The organism is Paraburkholderia sediminicola, assembly GCF_046026675.1.
Lineage (GTDB): Bacteria > Pseudomonadota > Gammaproteobacteria > Burkholderiales > Burkholderiaceae > Paraburkholderia > Paraburkholderia sediminicola_F.
Genome location: NZ_JAQQEY010000002.1, coordinates 3,003,975 through 3,022,339 on the forward strand (window position 1 = coordinate 3,003,975; position 18,365 = coordinate 3,022,339).

20 protein-coding genes are annotated in these 18,365 nt (G+C 61.0%); 10 read left to right on the plus strand and 10 right to left on the minus strand.

What is annotated here, in order from left to right:
• Positions 1-155 precede the first annotated feature (155 nt).
• Positions 156-413, plus strand: coding sequence for a DUF2866 domain-containing protein (locus PQQ86_RS33135; RefSeq protein ID WP_093632986.1), 258 nt, complete (start codon positions 156-158; stop codon positions 411-413).
• A 22-nt stretch (positions 414-435) separates the two neighbouring features.
• Here PQQ86_RS33135 and PQQ86_RS33140 read toward each other — a convergent pair whose 3' ends face one another.
• A complete protein-coding gene (locus PQQ86_RS33140) occupies positions 436-1,074 on the minus strand; it encodes a glutathione binding-like protein (RefSeq protein WP_408276844.1) in 639 nt (212 codons plus the stop codon).
• Positions 1,075-1,139: 65 nt separating this feature from the next.
• On the opposite strand from PQQ86_RS33140, the gene PQQ86_RS33145 reads away from it, so the two are divergent.
• Together PQQ86_RS33145 and PQQ86_RS33150 are read left to right on the plus strand one after the other, a co-directional pair.
• Positions 1,140-1,820: a TetR/AcrR family transcriptional regulator gene (locus PQQ86_RS33145; RefSeq protein ID WP_408276847.1), complete on the plus strand. Its 681-nt coding sequence runs from the start codon at positions 1,140-1,142 to the stop codon at positions 1,818-1,820.
• A 337-nt stretch (positions 1,821-2,157) separates the two neighbouring features.
• Complete coding sequence (locus PQQ86_RS33150; protein WP_408276849.1) at positions 2,158-2,526, plus strand: hypothetical protein; 369 nt, start codon at positions 2,158-2,160, stop codon at positions 2,524-2,526.
• A 68-nt stretch (positions 2,527-2,594) separates the two neighbouring features.
• Here the strand turns inward: PQQ86_RS33150 and PQQ86_RS33155 are convergent, their stop codons facing one another.
• Positions 2,595-3,221 carry a LysE family translocator gene (locus PQQ86_RS33155; RefSeq protein WP_408202939.1) on the minus strand — a complete coding sequence of 209 codons (627 nt, stop codon included), beginning with the start codon at positions 3,219-3,221 and terminating at the stop codon, positions 2,595-2,597.
• Between the two features lie 165 nt (positions 3,222-3,386).
• Between PQQ86_RS33155 and PQQ86_RS33160 the strand changes: the two genes are divergently transcribed.
• From PQQ86_RS33160 to PQQ86_RS33175, 4 genes are all read left to right on the plus strand, one after another.
• Positions 3,387-3,971, plus strand: coding sequence for an IMPACT family protein (locus tag PQQ86_RS33160; protein ID WP_408276852.1), 585 nt, complete (start codon positions 3,387-3,389; stop codon positions 3,969-3,971).
• A gap of 229 nt (positions 3,972-4,200) precedes the next feature.
• Positions 4,201-4,764, plus strand: coding sequence for a hypothetical protein (locus PQQ86_RS33165; protein WP_408276855.1), 564 nt, complete (start codon positions 4,201-4,203; stop codon positions 4,762-4,764).
• 152 nt (positions 4,765-4,916) lie between these two features.
• A complete protein-coding gene (locus PQQ86_RS33170) occupies positions 4,917-5,537 on the plus strand; it encodes a LysE family translocator (RefSeq protein ID WP_154563583.1) in 621 nt (206 codons plus the stop codon).
• Between the two features lie 265 nt (positions 5,538-5,802).
• The gene (locus PQQ86_RS33175) at positions 5,803-6,780 is read left to right on the plus strand and encodes a 2-dehydropantoate 2-reductase (protein WP_408276858.1); all 978 of its coding nucleotides are present in this window, start codon (positions 5,803-5,805) and stop codon (positions 6,778-6,780) included.
• A gap of 86 nt (positions 6,781-6,866) precedes the next feature.
• Here the strand turns inward: PQQ86_RS33175 and PQQ86_RS33180 are convergent, their stop codons facing one another.
• The 3 genes from PQQ86_RS33180 to oxlT are packed head-to-tail and all read right to left on the minus strand — an operon-like array spanning position 6,867 to position 10,659.
• Positions 6,867-8,318 carry an aldehyde dehydrogenase family protein gene (locus PQQ86_RS33180; RefSeq protein WP_408279419.1) on the minus strand — a complete coding sequence of 484 codons (1,452 nt, stop codon included), beginning with the start codon at positions 8,316-8,318 and terminating at the stop codon, positions 6,867-6,869.
• On the minus strand, positions 8,287-9,288 hold the full coding sequence (locus tag PQQ86_RS33185) for a LysR family transcriptional regulator (protein WP_408276861.1): 1,002 nt from the start codon (positions 9,286-9,288) through the stop codon (positions 8,287-8,289). Before PQQ86_RS33185 ends, PQQ86_RS33180 begins: the two co-directional genes overlap by 32 nt.
• Before the next feature lie 30 nt (positions 9,289-9,318).
• Positions 9,319-10,659, minus strand: coding sequence for an oxalate/formate MFS antiporter (gene oxlT, locus PQQ86_RS33190; protein ID WP_408276863.1), 1,341 nt, complete (start codon positions 10,657-10,659; stop codon positions 9,319-9,321).
• 397 nt (positions 10,660-11,056) lie between these two features.
• Between oxlT and PQQ86_RS33195 the strand changes: the two genes are divergently transcribed.
• A complete protein-coding gene (locus tag PQQ86_RS33195; RefSeq protein WP_093632996.1) occupies positions 11,057-12,004 on the plus strand; it encodes a LysR family transcriptional regulator in 948 nt (315 codons plus the stop codon).
• 96 nt (positions 12,005-12,100) lie between these two features.
• Positions 12,101-12,406, plus strand: coding sequence for an HAD family hydrolase (locus tag PQQ86_RS33200; protein WP_408276865.1), 306 nt, complete (start codon positions 12,101-12,103; stop codon positions 12,404-12,406).
• A gap of 59 nt (positions 12,407-12,465) precedes the next feature.
• Here PQQ86_RS33200 and PQQ86_RS33205 read toward each other — a convergent pair whose 3' ends face one another.
• From PQQ86_RS33205 to PQQ86_RS33225, 5 genes are all read right to left on the minus strand, one after another.
• Positions 12,466-13,110: an NAD(P)(+) transhydrogenase (Re/Si-specific) subunit beta gene (locus PQQ86_RS33205; RefSeq protein WP_408276867.1), complete on the minus strand. Its 645-nt coding sequence runs from the start codon at positions 13,108-13,110 to the stop codon at positions 12,466-12,468.
• Positions 13,107-13,892 (minus strand): fumarylacetoacetate hydrolase family protein, encoded by a 786-nt coding sequence (locus PQQ86_RS33210; protein WP_408276869.1) that lies wholly within the window; start codon positions 13,890-13,892, stop codon positions 13,107-13,109. The genes PQQ86_RS33205 and PQQ86_RS33210 overlap by 4 nt, the downstream gene beginning before the upstream one ends.
• 18 nt (positions 13,893-13,910) lie before the next feature.
• A complete protein-coding gene (gene frc, locus PQQ86_RS33215) occupies positions 13,911-15,158 on the minus strand; it encodes a formyl-CoA transferase (RefSeq protein WP_093633000.1) in 1,248 nt (415 codons plus the stop codon).
• Positions 15,159-15,600: 442 nt separating this feature from the next.
• Positions 15,601-16,320, minus strand: coding sequence for a GntR family transcriptional regulator (locus PQQ86_RS33220; RefSeq protein ID WP_408276872.1), 720 nt, complete (start codon positions 16,318-16,320; stop codon positions 15,601-15,603).
• Positions 16,298-16,522: a hypothetical protein gene (locus PQQ86_RS33225; protein ID WP_408276875.1), complete on the minus strand. Its 225-nt coding sequence runs from the start codon at positions 16,520-16,522 to the stop codon at positions 16,298-16,300. Before PQQ86_RS33225 ends, PQQ86_RS33220 begins: the two co-directional genes overlap by 23 nt.
• A gap of 366 nt (positions 16,523-16,888) precedes the next feature.
• Between PQQ86_RS33225 and shiA the strand changes: the two genes are divergently transcribed.
• The gene (gene shiA / locus PQQ86_RS33230) at positions 16,889-18,217 is read left to right on the plus strand and encodes a shikimate transporter (protein ID WP_408276877.1); all 1,329 of its coding nucleotides are present in this window, start codon (positions 16,889-16,891) and stop codon (positions 18,215-18,217) included.
• Positions 18,218-18,365 lie beyond the last annotated feature (148 nt).

The window sequence follows — 18,365 nt, forward strand, 5'->3', positions numbered from 1 at the left end:
AGCGTGATCTTAAGTTTGGCTTAATTCTTACCTGTAACTATGGCACCCAACATCCCCTGTTGAGCCGCCAGAACATCGGCGGCGCTTTTTTTCTCAAGGGATGTCGCCGACGCGCCGATAGATGGAAAGCATGCCTGCGAAGAAGGAGTCAAACGATGGTGGAAGACACGGTATTCGAGCATCTGCGCGCGATGCCCGGCAACGAATGGGTGCGCCAGATCCACTCGTGCAAGGTCTCGGACCCCTTGCAGCCCCCTTGGGGACGCTCGTACAGACTCGTCGAATGGACCATGAAGCACACCCCCGAATCGAGCCGCCGCGTGGTGCCCGCGGAAAGCACGCCACTCGAAATCGCACAGGCGGTCGTGTCGCACATTCCGGGCCGCCGCTTCTGCCAGCACGGCGACGATTGATCCTGTTGCCGGCAACCTGCCCTCAGTTTTTCGCGCGCTTCGCCATTTCCTCCTCAAACAGGGCGAATTCCTCCCCTGCGGCTTTTGCGACACTCGGCCGCTGCATCAAGCGCTTGTAGTAAGCCGCCACCGCCGGCCATTGCGACAGATCGATGCCGCCATGCGACGCCCAGTTCAGCACGGTGACCAGATACGCGTCGCCCACGCTGAACGCGTCGAGCAGATACTCGCTTTGCGCCAGATGATCCTGCAGAACGCCTAGCCGCAATGCGGCCTTGTCGCGCGCATAGCGCTTCACGTCTTCGGGCGCGCGCGCATCGAGCAGCGGCACGAACACCGCCTTGTGCAACTCCGTACTGATAAAACCCAGCCATTGCTGCAAGCGCGCGCGCTGTGCCGTGCCCGCGGCAGGCGCAAGCCGTGCGACCGGAAAATGATCGGCCACATACGGCAGGATCGCCGTGTTTTCGGTCAACAGCCAGCCTTCATCCGTGCGCAGCACCGGCACCTGCCCGAGCGGACTGATCGGATAGAAGTCCGAGCCGTCCGACAACTGTTTAGACTTCGTGTCGACCTGAATGAACCCAGCCTGTGCCCCCGCCTCGTACAACGCGATTCGGGTGGCCAGTGAACAAGCGAGCGGCGAGAAGTACAGATCCATGGGGAATCCCCTGTCGTTGGTGTTTTTGTACTATATTGCATATAAATCACTTCCGCCATATTTTTATGCAGACCAGTACAAAAAAAGAAGTCCGCCCGCGCGGCCGGCCGCGTGCCTATGATTCCGACCAGGCGCTCGCCGATGCAAGAGACGTGTTCTGGCGCAGCGGCTATGCGGGCACCTCGCTGGATCAATTGAGCACTGCGACCGGTATGAACCGCCCGAGTCTGTACGGTGCATTCGGCGACAAACATGCGTTGTATCTGACCACGCTCGAACGTTATATCGAGGCCGGCCGGCTCGCGATGGTTCATGCACTCGGCGAAGACCTGTCATTGCCGCAGGCCCTGCTGCGCGTTTATGACGGCGCGCTCGCGTGGTACCTGCCTGCCGACGGCGATCCGCTCGGCTGCTTCATGATCGGCACCGCCGCGGTCGAAGCGGTGGATGACGCCGAAGTCCGCGCGGCGCTAGCCGAGGGACTACGCACCTACGACAAGGCCTTCGAGAAACGCTTCAAGCTGGCGCAGGCCGCGGGCGAACTGGCCGCCGATGCGCAACCACTTCTCCTCGCGAAGATCGCGTCGGCGATTTTGCACAGCCTCGCGTTGCGCGCCCGCGCGGGCGATTCGCGCGCGTCGCTACGGGCGACGGCGATTGCGGGCGTGGCGTTGATATGTGGCAATGCGGGCGCGTCACCTGTGCCGGCAACGATTAAAACCACAGCGAAGGGACGTGGACGCTAGGCGGAAAGTGTTTCGCTCGCGTCGTTCGGTTTCCGCCCGGATCATAGGCGGCCGAGGGTAGCCACCTTTGCAATGCTTGACAGTCACGGGGAACGGTTTTGCCTATGATGGGCGTTTCCGCCCGACACGCTACGGTTCCGATATGAGCTATCCGTACGACTTGATTACCGCCACCTGTCTTTTCATCATCGTGGTTTCCACCTCCATCATGCTCGCGCTCGCCTGAGCGTTGTAACGCACCCTGCTGTAAGGGGTACGAGCAGGTCAACGCGCGCCACGCGGTTCCATAAAAAGACGGGATATACTGTGCATATATACAGTAATTTTCGTCTGAACAATGCGCCTTCCTCCCTTCGACCCTCCCACTCTCGCCGAACTGCGCGCCTGGTGGCGCACGCATGACGAGCAGGCCATCCAGCGGCTCATCCTCGAAATCCAACGACAGCGGCTCACGCTGCTGGAGTTGCGCAACCTGATCGACAGCGGCGTCCAGCAGGCGCGCGCCGCCGACCGCACGCTGGTCGAACGCGGCGAACCACTCATGACGTTACGCATACGGATCGCGCAGGAGGTGCTGCGTGTGGGTGACATCGACGATACGCGGCAGATGAGTCGCGCCGAACAGGAAAAGCTCGCCGTGCGCACCGAGGGCCAGATGGAATACGCTCGCGAAGGCCGCCTGAGGCGGCAGCGCCGGAATATCTAGTTCGAGTGCGGCAGCGTGTTTCCGCGCACCGAACGAAAAATCGGTGTGCGGCCGTCTATGCCGCAGAATCAGCGCGTTTGCGTGGCGACGCGCAGGCCGAGCGAAATGAACAGCACGCCGATAATCTTGTTTTGCCAGCGGCTAAGCCATGTCAGGCGCTTGACGAGTTTGCCCAACGGACGAATCGTCAGCACGATCAGCGTTGTATAAAGCGCGCTCATGCCGACGAAGATCAAGCCGAGCGTCGTGAACTGCAGGAACGAAGAACCGTGCTCGGGGCGAACGAACTGCGGCAGGAACGCGAGGAAAAACAGCGCGGTCTTGGGGTTCAGCACTTCGGCAGGGATCGCCTGAAAGAAGGCCTTGGAGGCGGATACCGGCGCGACAGCCGGCAAATGCGCGCTCGCCTGCTTTTCGCGCAAGGCGCGAATGCCCAGATAGACGAGATAGGCGGCGCCGACGATTTTCACGGCATTGAAAGCGAGCGCCGACGTCATCAGCAAGGCCGACAGGCCAATCGCGGCGCCCAACGTGTGGATGAAATCGCCAGCGGCGACGCCGAGACCAGTGAGTATGCCGGCCTTGCGCCCACCATGCACCGTGCGGGTCAAAACCAGCAGAACGGCCGGACCGGGAATCAGAAAGAGCCCGAGTACAACGGCAACGAAGGTTCCTAGCGTAGAAAGATCAAGCATGTTGTCTCCTGGGTGGCGCGCCCGGTTCAGCGGACAGGCGCGCGTTCAGCGGACGATTGTAGATCGTTCGGCGATTCCCCGCCGACGATCCGTTACCATTGCGAGCACAGGGCCGCCTGCGCTCCGCATGCGGCCCGCATTTTTTCATCCACTGAAGTCTTTGCCTTGCCCACCTACACCTTGCCCGCGCCGCTTTCCGCGGAACTCGATATTCGCAAGAGCCGTTTCATCGCGCACGCGATACCGGTCGCCGACCGCGACGCCGCGATGGCCGAATTGCGGCGTCTGCGCGACGAGCATCCTGGCGCGACGCATGTCTGCTGGGCGCTGCTGGCAGGTGGCCAGTCAGGCATGTCTGACGACGGCGAGCCGTCCGGCACCGCGGGCCGGCCGATTCTCGAAGTGCTGCGGCATCACGATCTGGACGGCGTGCTGGCCGCCGTCGTGCGGTATTACGGCGGCGTGAAGCTGGGCGCCGGCGGGCTGGTGCGAGCGTATACCGATGCGATTGCTTCGGTTCTATTGGACGCGCCGCGGGTGGAGAGGATTGCCCAGGTCACGCTGATCGTCGAAGTGAGCTATGCCGATGAAGCGAAGGTGAGGAGATGGATCGAGGCTGAAGGTTACGGACTTGTGGACAGTGCCTACGGGATGCTGGTGAAGATAACTGTCCGCCTGCCCGTCAACGCGGTAGATGATGCCCGGCTAGCCCTGGTAGATATGACTCAGGGGAAAGCCGGGTTCTTTTGATCGTGTTGCCCCGGAGCGGGCTGCTTCAATTGTTCGAGCATTCCGGCCCCTGATCCAGGTAATGACCCAACTAAGAAGATGCGCGGGATCGGCTCGCTGTTACCATGCTGCTCTGTACCGGAATGACTCAACCTAAAAGGCAATTCCTCTGACCTCGACCGCCGCTTTTTCCAGCACAGCGCCCGAGTCGCCGCAACAGAGTCAGTCTCTGCGGCCATCGCTCGATCCCATGCGTCCGGGCCTGAGATCCACCGTACTCAAGGGTTGCGGCGTCGTCGCACTGCCGTTGATGCTGTCCGCCTGCTCCTGGTCGTGGTTCGGCCTGAATTGCCCACCGCGCGCAGCCGCGCATTCAACCGGCTGGCTGAGTGTCGCGCCCGCGCGCGATTTCGCCTACGTGCCCGCTAGCACCGGCCAGGTGTCGCCGAACCGGATCGAAAACACGGCGATGACCGGCATCGTGCTAAAAAGCGACATCAACGAGACCGTGCGCAACAGCATTGCCAGCAGCTTGCAGGTCGCGGGCTTTCATCTCGTCGAAGGCAGGAAGGTGCTGAGCGGCAGCATCGAGAAGTTCACCGTGGACGACGCGCGGTCGCCGGCGTTCTGGACGCTGAAAATGCGCTATATCGTGACCGATGCCACGACCCAGAAGGTTGTGTTCTCAACCACCAAGACGGTCCGGCAGAAATCGCCCAAATTCACGAGTAATACCATCGCTATCGAAGACACGGTCAAACTGAGTGTCGAAGCGTTGATCAGCGATCCAGGCTTCGTCAACTCGGTGAATTGAGCGGACGGACTGAATCGGCGCCGTCCGCCGGTTCGCTACAATCGGGAAATATCGAGGGGAACGCAAAATCGCGCAGAATTGAAGCGCCGCTGACGCCTGCCATCTTGCGTGCCCGATTCGGCAACCCTGTCCCCACCTCCGTGCGAGCCGTCATGTCTATCACCACCTGGCTGTTCTTCCTGCCCGCCTGCTTCGCCATCAACCTCGCGCCCGGCCCGAATAATCTTCTATCCATCAACGTTGCAGCGCGTCACGGCTTCATGACGGCTTTCGTCGGCGGCACCGGCCGGCTGGTTGCGTTCGCGTTGATGCTGGTGTTGGCTGCGACTGGCCTCGCCGTCGTGCTGCACGCATCCGAGTGGTTCTTTCTGGCGATCAAACTGGCCGGCGCCGCCTATCTGATCTGGCTTGCCATCCAGTTGTGGCGCAGCGACGCGCCGGCCATCGATACGATTCAACAGGACGACGCATCGCTCTGGCGGATTGCACGGCAGGAGTGCCTGGTGGCCGCGGGCAATCCGAAAGCGATTCTGGTTTTCACCGCATTTTTGCCGCAGTTCGTCGACATCGCCAAACCGATGCTGCCGCAGTTCGCGGTGCTCGGCGCAAGCTTTCTGGTACTCGAATGGGTGGCGATCGCGCTGTATTCGTGGGCCGGCATGCACCTTGGCAAATGGCTGGTTCGCGCGAAGGTTCGCCGGTGGTTCAATCGCTGCTGCGGGACGTTTCTGGCGGCAATCGGTGTGAGTTTTCTGCTGGTTCGGCGGACATAAAGCGCCTGAACTCAAAGCTTGATAGTCAGCTTTCCGAATTATCTGCCCAGCAACACCTCGGTTGTACGACGCCTTCTCGCACCGTTGAAACCCGAATGGCAGTCGGCAGTTCGTGCAACCATAAACAATAGCTAATGCACGGTCGCAGAAACTTTAACTGTCAGTAATCGTCCTGCGCCTTTATGCTCGAAAAATGACCCGCCGCCGCGGCAGGACCATGCGCGGCATCGGACAAGCGACTTCTCATAGTCATAGGGGCGGCATCATGAAGATCTGTATCTTCGGAGCAGGAGCGATTGGCGGTTTGATGGGCGTGCAACTGGCGCGGGCCGGCGCGGATGTGAGTTTCGTCGCGCGCGGCGCGCATCTTGCCGCCATGCGCGAACACGGCGCACGCCTGATCATGGACGGCGAAACGTTCAGCGCGCCGGTGCGCTGCACGTCCGACCCGCGCGAACTCGGCGTGCAAGACTTCGTGATCATCACGCTGAAGGCGCACTCGCTGCCCGGCGTAGTCGACGCGATGCAGCCGCTCCTCGGCAAGCACACGGCGATCGTCACCGGCGTCAACGGCATCCCCTATTGGTACTTTTATCAGCACGGCGGAAAATTCGCCGGCACGCGGCTCGCCAGCATCGACCCGGACGGCAGCCAATGGACCAAACTCGGACCAGAACGAGCGATTGGCTGTGTGCTGTACCCTGCTGCGGAGATCGTCGAGCCTGGCGTCATCAAGCATGTGTATGGCAAGAAATTTCCGATCGGCGAGCCGAGCGGCGAACGCACGCCGCGCATTCAGCAGTTGCACGAGATCATGCAGGCAGCAGGATTCGACGCGCCGATCCGCGACAACATCCGCGACGAAATCTGGCTCAAGTTGTGGGGAAATCTGTGCTTCAACCCGATCAGCGCATTGACCCACGCCACACTCGATATCCTCACCAGCGACCCCGGCACGCGTGCGGTATCACGCACGATGATGCTGGAAGCCAAGCGCATCGCGGATCAGTTCGGCGTGCATTTTCGCGTGGATGTGGAGAAGCGCATCGACGGTGCGGGTGCAGTCGGCGCGCATAAGACCTCGACGCTGGTCGATCTGGAGAATCGCCGTCCAATGGAGATTGATCCGCTACTGACGGTGGTGCAGGAAATGGGCCATCTCGTTGCCGAGCCCACACCGACGATCGACGTCGTGCTCGCCCTCATCAAGCTGCGCGAACGGATGGCGTTGCAGGGCGATTGAGCGCCGCGCCGGTTGGCGCTTCGATCGGCGTCTTACAAGACTCATAAAAGGATCGAACGCCACGCGCTCGATCCTTTTTCACATCCCTATTGATCGATCGCCAGCCACACCGCCTTGGGCTCGGTGAAGTTTTCAATCGCCACATCGCCGTGCTCGCGGCCAAAGCCCGAATCGCCGGAACCGCCCCAGGGCAATCGCACATCGGTGTAGCCGTAGGTATTGATCCACACGGTGCCCGCCCTCAGGTCACGCGCGACCCGATGCACGCGGCCGATATCCGCGCTCCATACGCCAGCCGCAAGGCTATACAACGTGCCATTGGCGATACGGATCGCATCGGCTTCGTCGTTGAAGCGAATCACGCTCGCCACCGGTCCGAAGATCTCCTCCTGCGAAATACGCATTTCATGCTCGACATTGGCGAACACCGTCGGCTCGACGAAGAAGCCGCGCTCGCCCACTCGCACGCCGCCGGTCACAAGCGATGCCCCCTCGGAGCGCCCTGTCTCGACGTAGCCGAGCACGGTTTTCATCTGCGCCGCGGAAATAAGCGGGCCCATCGATGTTTCGCGCGCAGCCGGATCGCCGACCTTGATCGCCTTCGCACGTGCCGCGAGACGCTCGACCACTTCGTCGTAAACGTCACGGTGAGCCAGAATCCGCGAGCCTGCCGAACATACCTGGCCGGTGTTGAAGAAAATGCCTGACGCCGCGGCTCGCACCGCATTGTCGAGATTCGCATCAGGGAAGATCAGATTTGCCGACTTGCCGCCGAGCTCGAGCGTGACGCGCTTGAAGTTGCCGGCCGCGCCCTGCAGAATGCCCCGCCCCACGGAAGGCGAGCCCGTGAAGGTCACCTTGTCGATGCCGGGATGCGCCACCAGCGCATCGCCGACCACCCGCCCCTTGCCGGTGACGATGTTCAGTACTCCCGGAGGAACACCCGCCTCGAGCGCGAGTTCACCGAGGCGCAACGCGGTCAGCGGCGTAATCTCCGCGGGCTTGACAATCAGCGTGCAACCGCATGCCAGCGCGGGCGCGATTTTCCACATACCGATCATCAGCGGGAAATTCCACGGCACGATCGCGGCGACCACGCCCACAGGTTCACGCAGCGTGTACGTCAAGGCATCGGGACGTACCGGCACCACCTGCCCGTTGATCTTGTCGCACCAGCCTGCGTAGTATTCGAGCGTATCGATCGCTGCCGGAATATCCTGGCGCATTACCGCCGAGATAGGTTTGCCGGCGTCGAGGCTTTCGAGCGCCGCGAGTTCGTCCAGATTCGCGCGCATCAGGCCGGCGAGACGCATCAGTATGCGGCCCCGGTCGGCTGCCCGTATCGCGTTCCATACTTTCAACGCGGCACGCGCCGCGCGCACCGCGGTATCGACATCGGCCGCGCTGCCTTGTGCAACCAGCGCAATCGGCTCTTCGGTCGCCGGGTTGATGTCGATGGAATATTCGCCGGTGCCAGGCGGCAAACGCTTGCCGTCGACCAGCAAATCATGGCGCCTGAGATCGGTTTCGGTTTCCATCATGAAGCTCCTTGCTTGGGATATTGCGTGGGCCGACCGGCAGCGGATCGGCCGGCGCCGCGCCTGCGGCAGGCGAAGCCACACCGGCGAGCGCGGCAAACTGCGCCCAGGCCGCTGCGGCGTTGGGTCTGAGGGAGCGATTGCGGCGATGTACGAGCAGCGTCGTCAGATTGATCTCGGGCACCAGCGGCCGGCTCACCAGTGACGCGCCGGGCGCGGGCCAATGTCCATCGACGGGTAAAACGCCAACGCCAAGGCCCAATTCGACCATGCGCGACACTGCCGCAACATGGCCGAGTTCCTGCACGGGCCGTCGCTTCAGGCCGTGCGAGTTGAAGGCAAGATCGAGCGCGGCGCGCACACCCGCGTCGGCATTCAACGTGACGAGCGCCCACTCGTGCAATGCATGCCATGCGACGCTGGCTTGCCGCGCCAGCGGATGCGCGGGCGGCATCACCACATGCAGCGGCGTCGTGAACACCACTTGCGCATGCAACTGATCGCTGGCCAGAGGCTCCGCTACCGAGACCACGCCGAAGTCCACTTCCCCCTGTTCGACACTCGCGAGCACGCAGCTTTGCGATTGATCTCGGAGGGACACGATCAGCTCGGGAAACGCTGACGCGCAACGCGCCAGCCCCTGCGCCACCCAACTCGACGACAACACAGGATTGCTCGCCAGCACGACCACGCCAGTGTGTCCGTCGTAAGCGGCACGCTCCTCGCGCAGCGTCAATTCGATTTCATCGAGCAGGCGGCCGATTCTGCGCTCGAGACTCGCGCCCGCATGAGTCAGTTCTACCTGCCGCGTGGTGCGGTCGAACAGCTTCAATTCAACGGCGTCTTCAAGTTCGCGCACACAACGGCTCACCGCCGACTGCGTCAGATCGAACTCGCGCGCCGCGCGCGTAAAGCTCCGTTCACGCGCGACGGCGACAAACACCTTGAGTTGCTGCAGCGAAACATTCATAACGTTACTGCCGGGTGTAGATGGGTCACCCTATTCCCCCGATTGCTCAGGCCAGTGGCTAAGCCGCGAGGCCTTGCTGCCGGCAACGGCCAGCACGCCCTGGGGCTCATTGTGCGCTTCGATCCAGCGTGAACGCATTGGCGCAAGAATGAACTTCGCCGAAATGCCCGCGGCAATCGTGACGACGGCCGAAACGATAAAGACGAGACTCCAGCCGCCTGTGGCCGACAGTACCGAAGCAATCGGCACCAGCAGCGAGGCCGTGCCCTTCGCGGTGTACAGCGTGCCCGCATTGGCCGCCGCATATTTGCTGCCGAAGGTATCGGCGCAAATCGCGGGAAAGATCGAGAAAATTTCGCCCCAGAACAGGAAGATCAACGCGGCGAACGTCATGAACGCATACGGGTTGGTGCCGTACTGCATGAGGCCGAGCAATGCGAGGCCCTCGCCGATAAAGATCACGAACATCGTGTTCTCACGGCCGAGTTTGTCGGAGATGAAACCACACAGCGGGCGGGTAAAGCCGTTGCAGATATTGTCGATGGAAAGCGTGGCCGTGAGCAGCGGCAGGGTCATGCCGAAGATCGTCATCGGAATGCGTGCGAGCCCCCAGTCTTTGGCGATCGGACCGATTTGCGCGGTCGCCATCAGGCCGCCCGCCGCCACCGCGACAAACGACACATAGATCACCCAGAACACCGGTGTCTTGATCATCTGGCCCGGCGTGTAATCGACCTTGGTGACCGCGAACTTCTTCTTCGGTGCGGCTTGCAGGCTCAAATTCGGCTTCTTTAACAGCAGCGCGAGCAAAAGTATGCAGACGCCCTGCAGGATGCCGAAGAAAAAGAAGGTGTGCTCATAGCCCGAGCGCGTGATCATGTTGGCGATCGGAATGACGGTGACGGCCGCGCCCGCGCCAAAACCTGCAGCAGTCAAACCGGCCGCAAGACCCCGGCGATCCGGAAACCACTTCAACGCGTTGCCGACACAGGTACCGTACACGCCGCCGGCACCGATCCCGGCAATGACCGCTGAAACATACAGCATCGGCAAGGTCGTCGCATACGAGTTCATCACCCACGCGAGGCCGGCGCATACCGCGCCGCCGGCGACCACCGGGCGCGGTCCGAATTTATCGACCAGCCAGCCCTCCACCGGCACGAGCCATGTTTCTGTGAGAATGAAAATAGCGAACGCGAGCTGAATGGATGCTTCACCCCAGTGATGCCGCGAATTCATCGGCGTGACGAACAACGTCCATGCGTATTGCAGATTGGCTACCAATGCCATGCACATCATGCCGATGACGAGCTGCCACCAGCGGTTCGCCCAGAATACGCGAGTCGTGGTCTGTCGAGTGATATCGTCCATGAGCCTTGTCTCCGCTATTTATTGAGTGCGGCCGGCCGTCACGCCGCACTGTATGCGTCTCACCTTATGCTTATGACCCGAATAGCCTTGCCATTCGGGAATATTTAATATATGCGTCTTTAATTCGAATTCTTTAAGGCCTGTTCCTGCCTGAATCATCGTTTTTCAGACGATTTCTTTATTCCGATCAATTAAGTATCGGCACTGCATCGGCGTTTCGCCGCTTCCCCTGCCATGCCTTGAATCCAAGCGTTAACCCGAGTACTGCGCCGAGTACAACGCCGGGTGCTGCACCGGCAATTCCGCTTCTTATACAGCCCCATGCTAGGGTCATTGCTGAATAACTAATAATTAAAGTTTGTTATTATGTCGATTCATATTTGCTTATACATCGGCCATGACGATGCGCAATGCCACTCTGCGGCAATTGAAGGTCTTTGAAACGGTAGCGCGGCACCTCAGCTTCTCGCGTGCCGCGGAAGAATTGCATCTGACGCAGCCCGCCGTCTCCACCCAGGTCCGGCAACTCGAGGAACACGCGGGGCTGCCGCTGTTCGAGCAGCTCGGCAAAAAAATCTATCTGACGCCGGCCGGCACCGAGATGCTCCACTACAGCCGCGCGATCATTCAGCAGTTCCACGAAGTCGACGAGGCGATGAGTCAGCTCAAGGGCGTCTCCGGCGGCAAGCTGAACGTCGCGGTGATCAGCGCCGGCGACTACTTTTTCCCGCGCCTGCTGGCCGAATTCACGCGGCGTTACGCGGGCGTCGTGCTCAATCTCGCCGTACACAATCGCGCAGAACTGCTGCATCAACTCGCGACCAACCAGACCGATCTCGCGGTGATGGTGCGGCCGCCGCACGAAACCGACGCGACCAACGAACCGTTCGCGCCGCACCCCTATGTGATCGTGGCGGCGCCCACGCATCCGCTCGCGCACAAACGCAACATCAAGATGAGCCAGCTGGCGAGCGAGGCCTTCATCGTGCGCGAACGCGGCTCGGACACCTGGAACTCGATGGAAGAAGGCTTTGCCGGCCGTCTCGCCAATCTGAAGATCGCGATGGAGATCAAGAGTACCGAAACGATCAAGCAGGCGGTGATCGCCGGCATGGGCATCGCGTTCCTGTCCGCACATACGATCAGTCTCGAATTGCAGCTCGGCCATCTGGTCGTACTCGACGTCGAAAGCTTTCCTGTCATGCTCAACTGGTACGTCGTACATCGGAAGAACAAGCGTCTGCCGCCGGTTGCGGTTGCCTTCAAACGCTTCCTGATGGAGGAAGGCGCGGGTCTCATCGAGAAGATCACCCGCGTGAAGGAATTGAGCGTCTATAAGCAGTAGGCTATGGAAAGCCAATGAAACTTTAACTATTGCGGATTGATCAGTATCCCTATGCTGCAAGTGAGTTCCCTTACTTGTCAGCCCAGGAGGCCGATCATGAACCACGCTGCGGTTGAGTCTCACGCCAGCACACGTATTGCACGCGCCACCGCGAATAACCCCGACGACGCCCATCTGAGCGCGTTCAACGCGGCCTTCAGCGACCTTGGCCTGCGGTTCCGCTGGGACCAGGCCACGCTCGATGTGCTGAAGGAATTCAACAGCGAAGCGGCGCGCATCACTGCCTACATCGAGCGGTTTCACGCGCATCTTCACAGCGCGTACGACGCCGAGTTTCTTGCCCAGATGATCCTGAGCAAGAAAGCCAGGTACTACAGTGAATTCGCGGCGGCCGGCGAATAAGGGCTTCAGCAGGACGATTCCGCCGTTCGCTCTGCTCGCCGCCCGGCGCATCGGTGTATTCATCTTTGACGGCACATTGCGCGGTGGGTGGCACGTTGGCGGACAGATCCGCGCTTTTGTACGCCCACCGTCTCCACGTTATGCCAGCCGTGCCGGTGCCGGTATGCTGCCGCGCGCACCATGCCGGGCGTTATTTCGCGCAGCGCCCACGCCTGCTCTTCGCCGCCATGCCATTCGATGCGCGCCAACAAGCCGCGTCGCTCCAGCGCAAATCCATCGCAACGTCCGGCAAACGCATGACAGTGTGAATCGCGATCGTTCGAGTACTCGCGGCTGGTCATCAGATGCGTGCCTAGCGCAACAGCCAGCATACTCATCGCAAGCAGCGCGGCGAGTCCGAACGGCTGCGCCTGTTCAGTGACGAAGCCGTAGCCGAGCCAGCCACACAGTAGAAGCGCCGAGACGTTGACAATGCCATGCCCTGGACGCGCGACCGTAGTCAGATCCAGCACGCCACGCAGTTTGCAGAATGCGATTGCGGAGGTGGCGAACACCAGCGCACCGATGAAGACCGCGGCACAGAGCTCGATACGCTCGACATTCGCCTGCGCCGCCGCCGACAGGTAGCACGCAAACCCGCCCACCATGACGGCGAGCCCCGTGCCACTGCCGAGCAACGCAACGAGCCGCGGCCGTCGCGTCATAGCGCTATCTCGCACACGGCGGTCAAGGTATTGCTCAGTGTGCCGATCCCTTCGATTGAGATCGTCACGGTCGCGCCGTCCTTGATCGAGCCGACGCCGACCGACGTGCCGCACGCAATCACATCACCCGGTTCGAGCGTTAAGTCCTGTGAAATCAGACTCACCTGCTCAGCAGGAGAAAACACCATATCGGCAAGCGGGTAGTTCTGCCGCTCCACCCCATCGAGCATCGTCACGAGACGCGCTTCGCGCCAGTCGAAACCAGAGACGATCGAGGGTCCGATACAGCAGAACGTATCGAAGCCTTTCGCGCGGCACCATTGCGGGAAGTGCGGGTTCTCGTTCAGCAGATCGGCGGCGGTCACGTCGTTGACCAGCGTGTAGCCGAAGATCGATTCCGCAGCCTCTTCGATACTCGCGTCGCGGCAGCGCCGCCCAATCACGATACCGAGTTCGCCTTCGTAGACGATCTTGCCCGCGTAACTGAGCGGCCGACGGATCGGTTCACCCGAACCGATCACCGACCCCGCCGGCTTCAACAGAAATAACGGATGTGCCGGCACAGGCTTGTCGAGCTTCGCCGCGAGCGCGTGAAAGTTATTCCACAACGCGACAATCTTGCCGGGCGCACAAGGCGCGAGCGGCGTGAGCGCACGTGTCGACAATACTGCACCGGTCGGCACCGGTTGATTGAGACTTTCGTACTCGTGCAAATAACCGCCTTCCACACGGCCGAACACGACACCACCGTCGCTCGACATGAAACGCATCCACGTATCCATACATCGCTCCTTGAGTTCTCAGATCGCGCCTGCGGTCCGCAATGCGCTGATCTGTTCGGGCGAGTAGCCGAGTTCAGTCATCACCTCGTCGGTATGCTCACCCAGCAGTGGCGAGCGCGTAACTTCGGTCGGGCTGTCCGACAGTTTGATAGGATTACCAACCGTCAGATACTTGCCGCGGGTCGGATGATCCACTTCGACAATCGTGCCGGTCTTGCGCAGCGACGGCTCTTCGGCGATTTCCTTCATCGAGAGAATCGGCCCGCAAGGAATGTCGTATTTATTGAGGATTTGCATGGCCTCGAACTTGGTCTTGGTCATGGTCCACCGCTCGATCTCGGCAAAGATATCCTTCAGATGCGGCAAGCGCGCGGCAGGCGTCGCGTAGTTCGGATCGGTGGCCCACTCTTCCTTGCCGATCACGTTGCAGATCTTCGCCCACACCGGCGCCTGCGTGATGAAGTAGATATACGCATTCGGATCCGTCTCCCAGCCCTTGCACTTCAGAATCCAGCCAGGCTGACCACCGCCCGAAGCATTCCCCGCGCGCGGCACCGCTTCACCGAACGTTCCGTTCGGATATTGCGGATACTCTTTCATCGTGCCAGTGCGCTCAAGCCGCTGCTGGTCGCGCAGCTTCACGCGGCACAGGTTGAGCACACCGTCCTGCATCGCGGCGAGCACCTTCTGACCGCGCCCGGTTAGCGTGCGCTGATACAGCGCCGTGACAATGCCGAGCGCCAGATGCAAACCCGTGCCGCTGTCGCCGATCTGCGCGCCGCTCACTACCGGCGGACCATCGTCGAAGCCGGTGGTCGAGGCCGCGCCGCCCGCGCATTGCGCTACGTTCTCGTAGACCTTGCAGTCCTCGTATGGGCCGGGGCCGAAACCCTTCACGGAAGCCACAATCATGCGCGGGTTCAACTCCTGAATCCGCTCCCACGTGAAGCCCATCCGGTCCAGCGCGCCCGGCGCGAAATTCTCCACCAGCACGTCGCACTTCTGGATCAGCGCCTCGAGTACCAGCTTGCCTTCCGGGTTCTTGGTATCGATCGTGACCGAGCGCTTGTTGTGATTGAGCATCGTGAAGTACAAGCTGTCCACGTCGGGAATGTCCCGTAGTTGCTCGCGCGTGATGTCGCCGGCGCCGGCCCGCTCCACCTTGATCACGTCTGCGCCGAACCACGCGAGCAACTGCGTGCAGGTCGGACCCGATTGCACGTGCGTGAAATCGAGAATGCGCACGCCGTCGAGTGCTTTGCTCATGTCAAGTCTCCTGTCCTGATCAGTCAGTTGTGTGCAACGGTTATCGACCGACGCGCCCGCTTCGATAACGTCCGCTCACGCGGATGTCTGGTTAGTCTCGGTACATACGGTATGTGATATATCAGATTCGATCAAGCGCGATCTCAAAATGTAGCTGCTTCGGGATTTCTGTCCTGAATGCCTGTCTGGCTTGCGTTGCAGCGAGATAACGCCGCTTCGGCCCGCTCGATTCGAGGGAAAACACCGAGGTGTACTGTTTGTCTCGATTGCCTTTGATATATCACATACTATATTTCAGTGACCGTCAAGCCGGGCTTAACCCCCACTGCGAGGCGGCGACTAGCGAGGAAAGAAATGAATCGGAAAAGCAAAAGGCCCGCGGTGACGTCATCACCGCGGGCCTTTTTCCTTCAGTTGCGCCAATCAGGCGCCTAAGCAGCCATCAATCCAGAAAGTCACAATTCGCTTCGACGAACGTCGCCAGATCGAGCGAATGCTGGCGTGTAAGACGCTCAGCCAGTTCGGTATCGCGCTGCTCCAGCGCCTCGATAATGCGCAGGTGGTCGACGATCGAACGCGACGCGCGGTCGCTTTGCGAAATGGTCATGCGGCGAATCGCCCGCACGTGGATGAAGATGTTCTTGATCGTGTCGAGAATGATCCGCGACTTCGACAGTTCGACGATCGCCTGATGAAACGCGATGTTGGCGTCGGAATACTCGGCAATGTGCTCGGCCGGCGTGGCGTCGCGGAAATTGTCGAACATGTGCCGCAGGCGGGCGATTTCCTCGTCCGTGGCGTGCAGCGTGGCAAGACGCGCCGCCATGCTTTCGAGCGCGGCCCACATCTGGATCATTTCGACGATTTCACGCTTGCTCTTGCGCACGATATAGATGCCGCGCCGCGGCACCATGCGCAAAAAACCTTCCTGTTCAAGCAGCGTCATCGCCTCGCGCACCGGCGTGCGGCTTACGCCCAGCGATTCGCTCAGCACGCGCTCGTCGAGGCGGATTTCTTCGTGAGTCCGGTAGATATCCGCGTCGGCAATGGCCTGGCGGAGCATGGCATACGCCTGATCGCGCAAGCTCACGCTCGCGCTGATCGGCTGCAACGACAACGTCAGGGGTGTGGCCACTGTTTCAGTTTGAAGTTCTGACGACATTCATCGCCTCTTGTTGAACATGCGCACGATACGGCGCCACTGCGCCCGTTCTGCCATCCTGCTCGCCCAAGCCGACGAACCGGCCATGTTGCGCTGCAAGTTGCGCAACCGGCTGCGGGATCCAGCGGGTCAACAGCACGGTGGCGGCAGAGCCCAAACCTACAAAACCAGCGGCGAGCAGCGAGAGAGGAACAAATTCCATTTGTAACTCCGAATGATTGAGTGAATAGATGACTCAATCATATGCTGCAGCGCCGCAAAAATCAATATTCCGTATGTAGTATATCAGTCACTGTTGTTTTTAGGATCGCATGTCCAAGGTAGCACGGGCAACCCGCGGGCGGTTCCTCTGCTCGTCCAAACACACAAAGCTCGGTGTAAACGCGCAAAACGCGCGCTATGCGCGCAGTTGCGTTCGATGATCGCGCAATTCCACCCGAATGCGGATTGTGGGAATTGCCTCGCATCATTAACCTTCGGGGAATCCTGTGATGGGCCGCAGCGTCCCCTGCCCTGCATCTGCCGCGCGCTTCCAGACAGCACCCAAGAATTCGAAGGAGACACCGTCATGAGCACCACTATCCCGAGAGCGCCGAAAACCGCCATCACTGACAACCGCGCGGCGCGCAGTCAGGCACGCAAAGCGGCGCTCGGCAGCTTTGTCGGCGCCGTAGTCGACTGGTACGACTTCCTGCTGTATGGCATCGTCGCCGCGCTCGTCTTCAACGCCGAGTTCTTCCCGAAGGTCAGCCCGGCGATGGGCACGCTCGCCGCATTCGCGACCTTCGGCGTCGGCTTTCTGTTCCGGCCGCTCGGCGGCTTCGTGTTCGGCCACTACGGCGACCGGCTTGGACGCAAGCGCATGCTGGTCCTCACGGTGATGATGATGGGCCTCTCCACCGCGGCGATCGGCCTGCTGCCGGCTTTCTCCAGCATCGGCTGGTGGGCGCCGGTGCTGCTCGTCACGTTGCGCGCGATCCAGGGCTTCGCGGTCGGCGGCGAATGGGGTGGCGCCGCCTTGATGGCTGTCGAAAGCGCGCCGGAGAAGAAGAAGGCGTTCTACAGCAGCGGCGTGCAGGTCGGCTATGGCGTGGGTCTGGTGCTCGCGACCGGACTGGTCGCGATCATCAGCCGCTCGATGGACAACGCGTCGTTCCTGAGCTGGGGCTGGCGCTTGCCCTTCCTGTTCAGTGTGGTGCTGGTGCTGATCGCGCTGTGGATCCGCTCAAGCATGGAAGAATCGAAGGAGTTCGTCGAGAAGGTCGGCGAACGGGGTGAACGCAGCGTGCGGCTGCCGATCGTCGAGGCCTTGCTGAAGCACCCCAAGGCTTTCCTGCTGATCATCGCGCTGCGCCTTGCCGAGTTGTTCACGATGTATATCGTGACCGCGTTCGCACTGAACTACTCGACGGCGAATCTGCACATGCCGCGTGAGTTCTTCCTCTCGATCGGCCTGCTGGTCGGCGCGGTGAGCTGCGTGACGATTCCCTGCTTCGCGTGGCTTGCGGACCGTTTCGGCCGCCGGCGGGTGTATATCATCGGCGCGCTGGTCGGCATGTTCAGCGCGGTGCCGTTCTTCCTCGCGCTCGAAGCCCGCTCGACGGTGTGGATTGTGATCTTCGCGGTCATGCTCGCCAACGTCGCCCACGACATGGTCGTGAGCGTACAGCAGCCGATGTTCACCGAACTGTTCGGCACCGAGTACCGCTATAGCGGCGCGGGCGTCGGTTATCAGGTGGCGAGCGTGGTCGGCGGCGGCTTTACGCCGTTTATCGCGGTGGCGCTGGTCAGCTTTGCCGGCGGCTCCTGGCATCCGGTAGCGGCGTATCTGGCGATCGGCTGCCTGATCTCAGTATTGGTGGCGGCGAAGATGCAAACGGGGCGCACGGTCGCCTGATTCCTGCCGATAAGGATTGCGACGGGCCGGCGTGGCAAAGGTGCCGCGCCGGCCCGTTGGCTTTTGAATGAATGCTGGATTTCTCGCGGATGGCGGTACCTCACCCGCTTCATGCTCCCTCGCTCACCTCCCCCAGCACTCCGCTTCT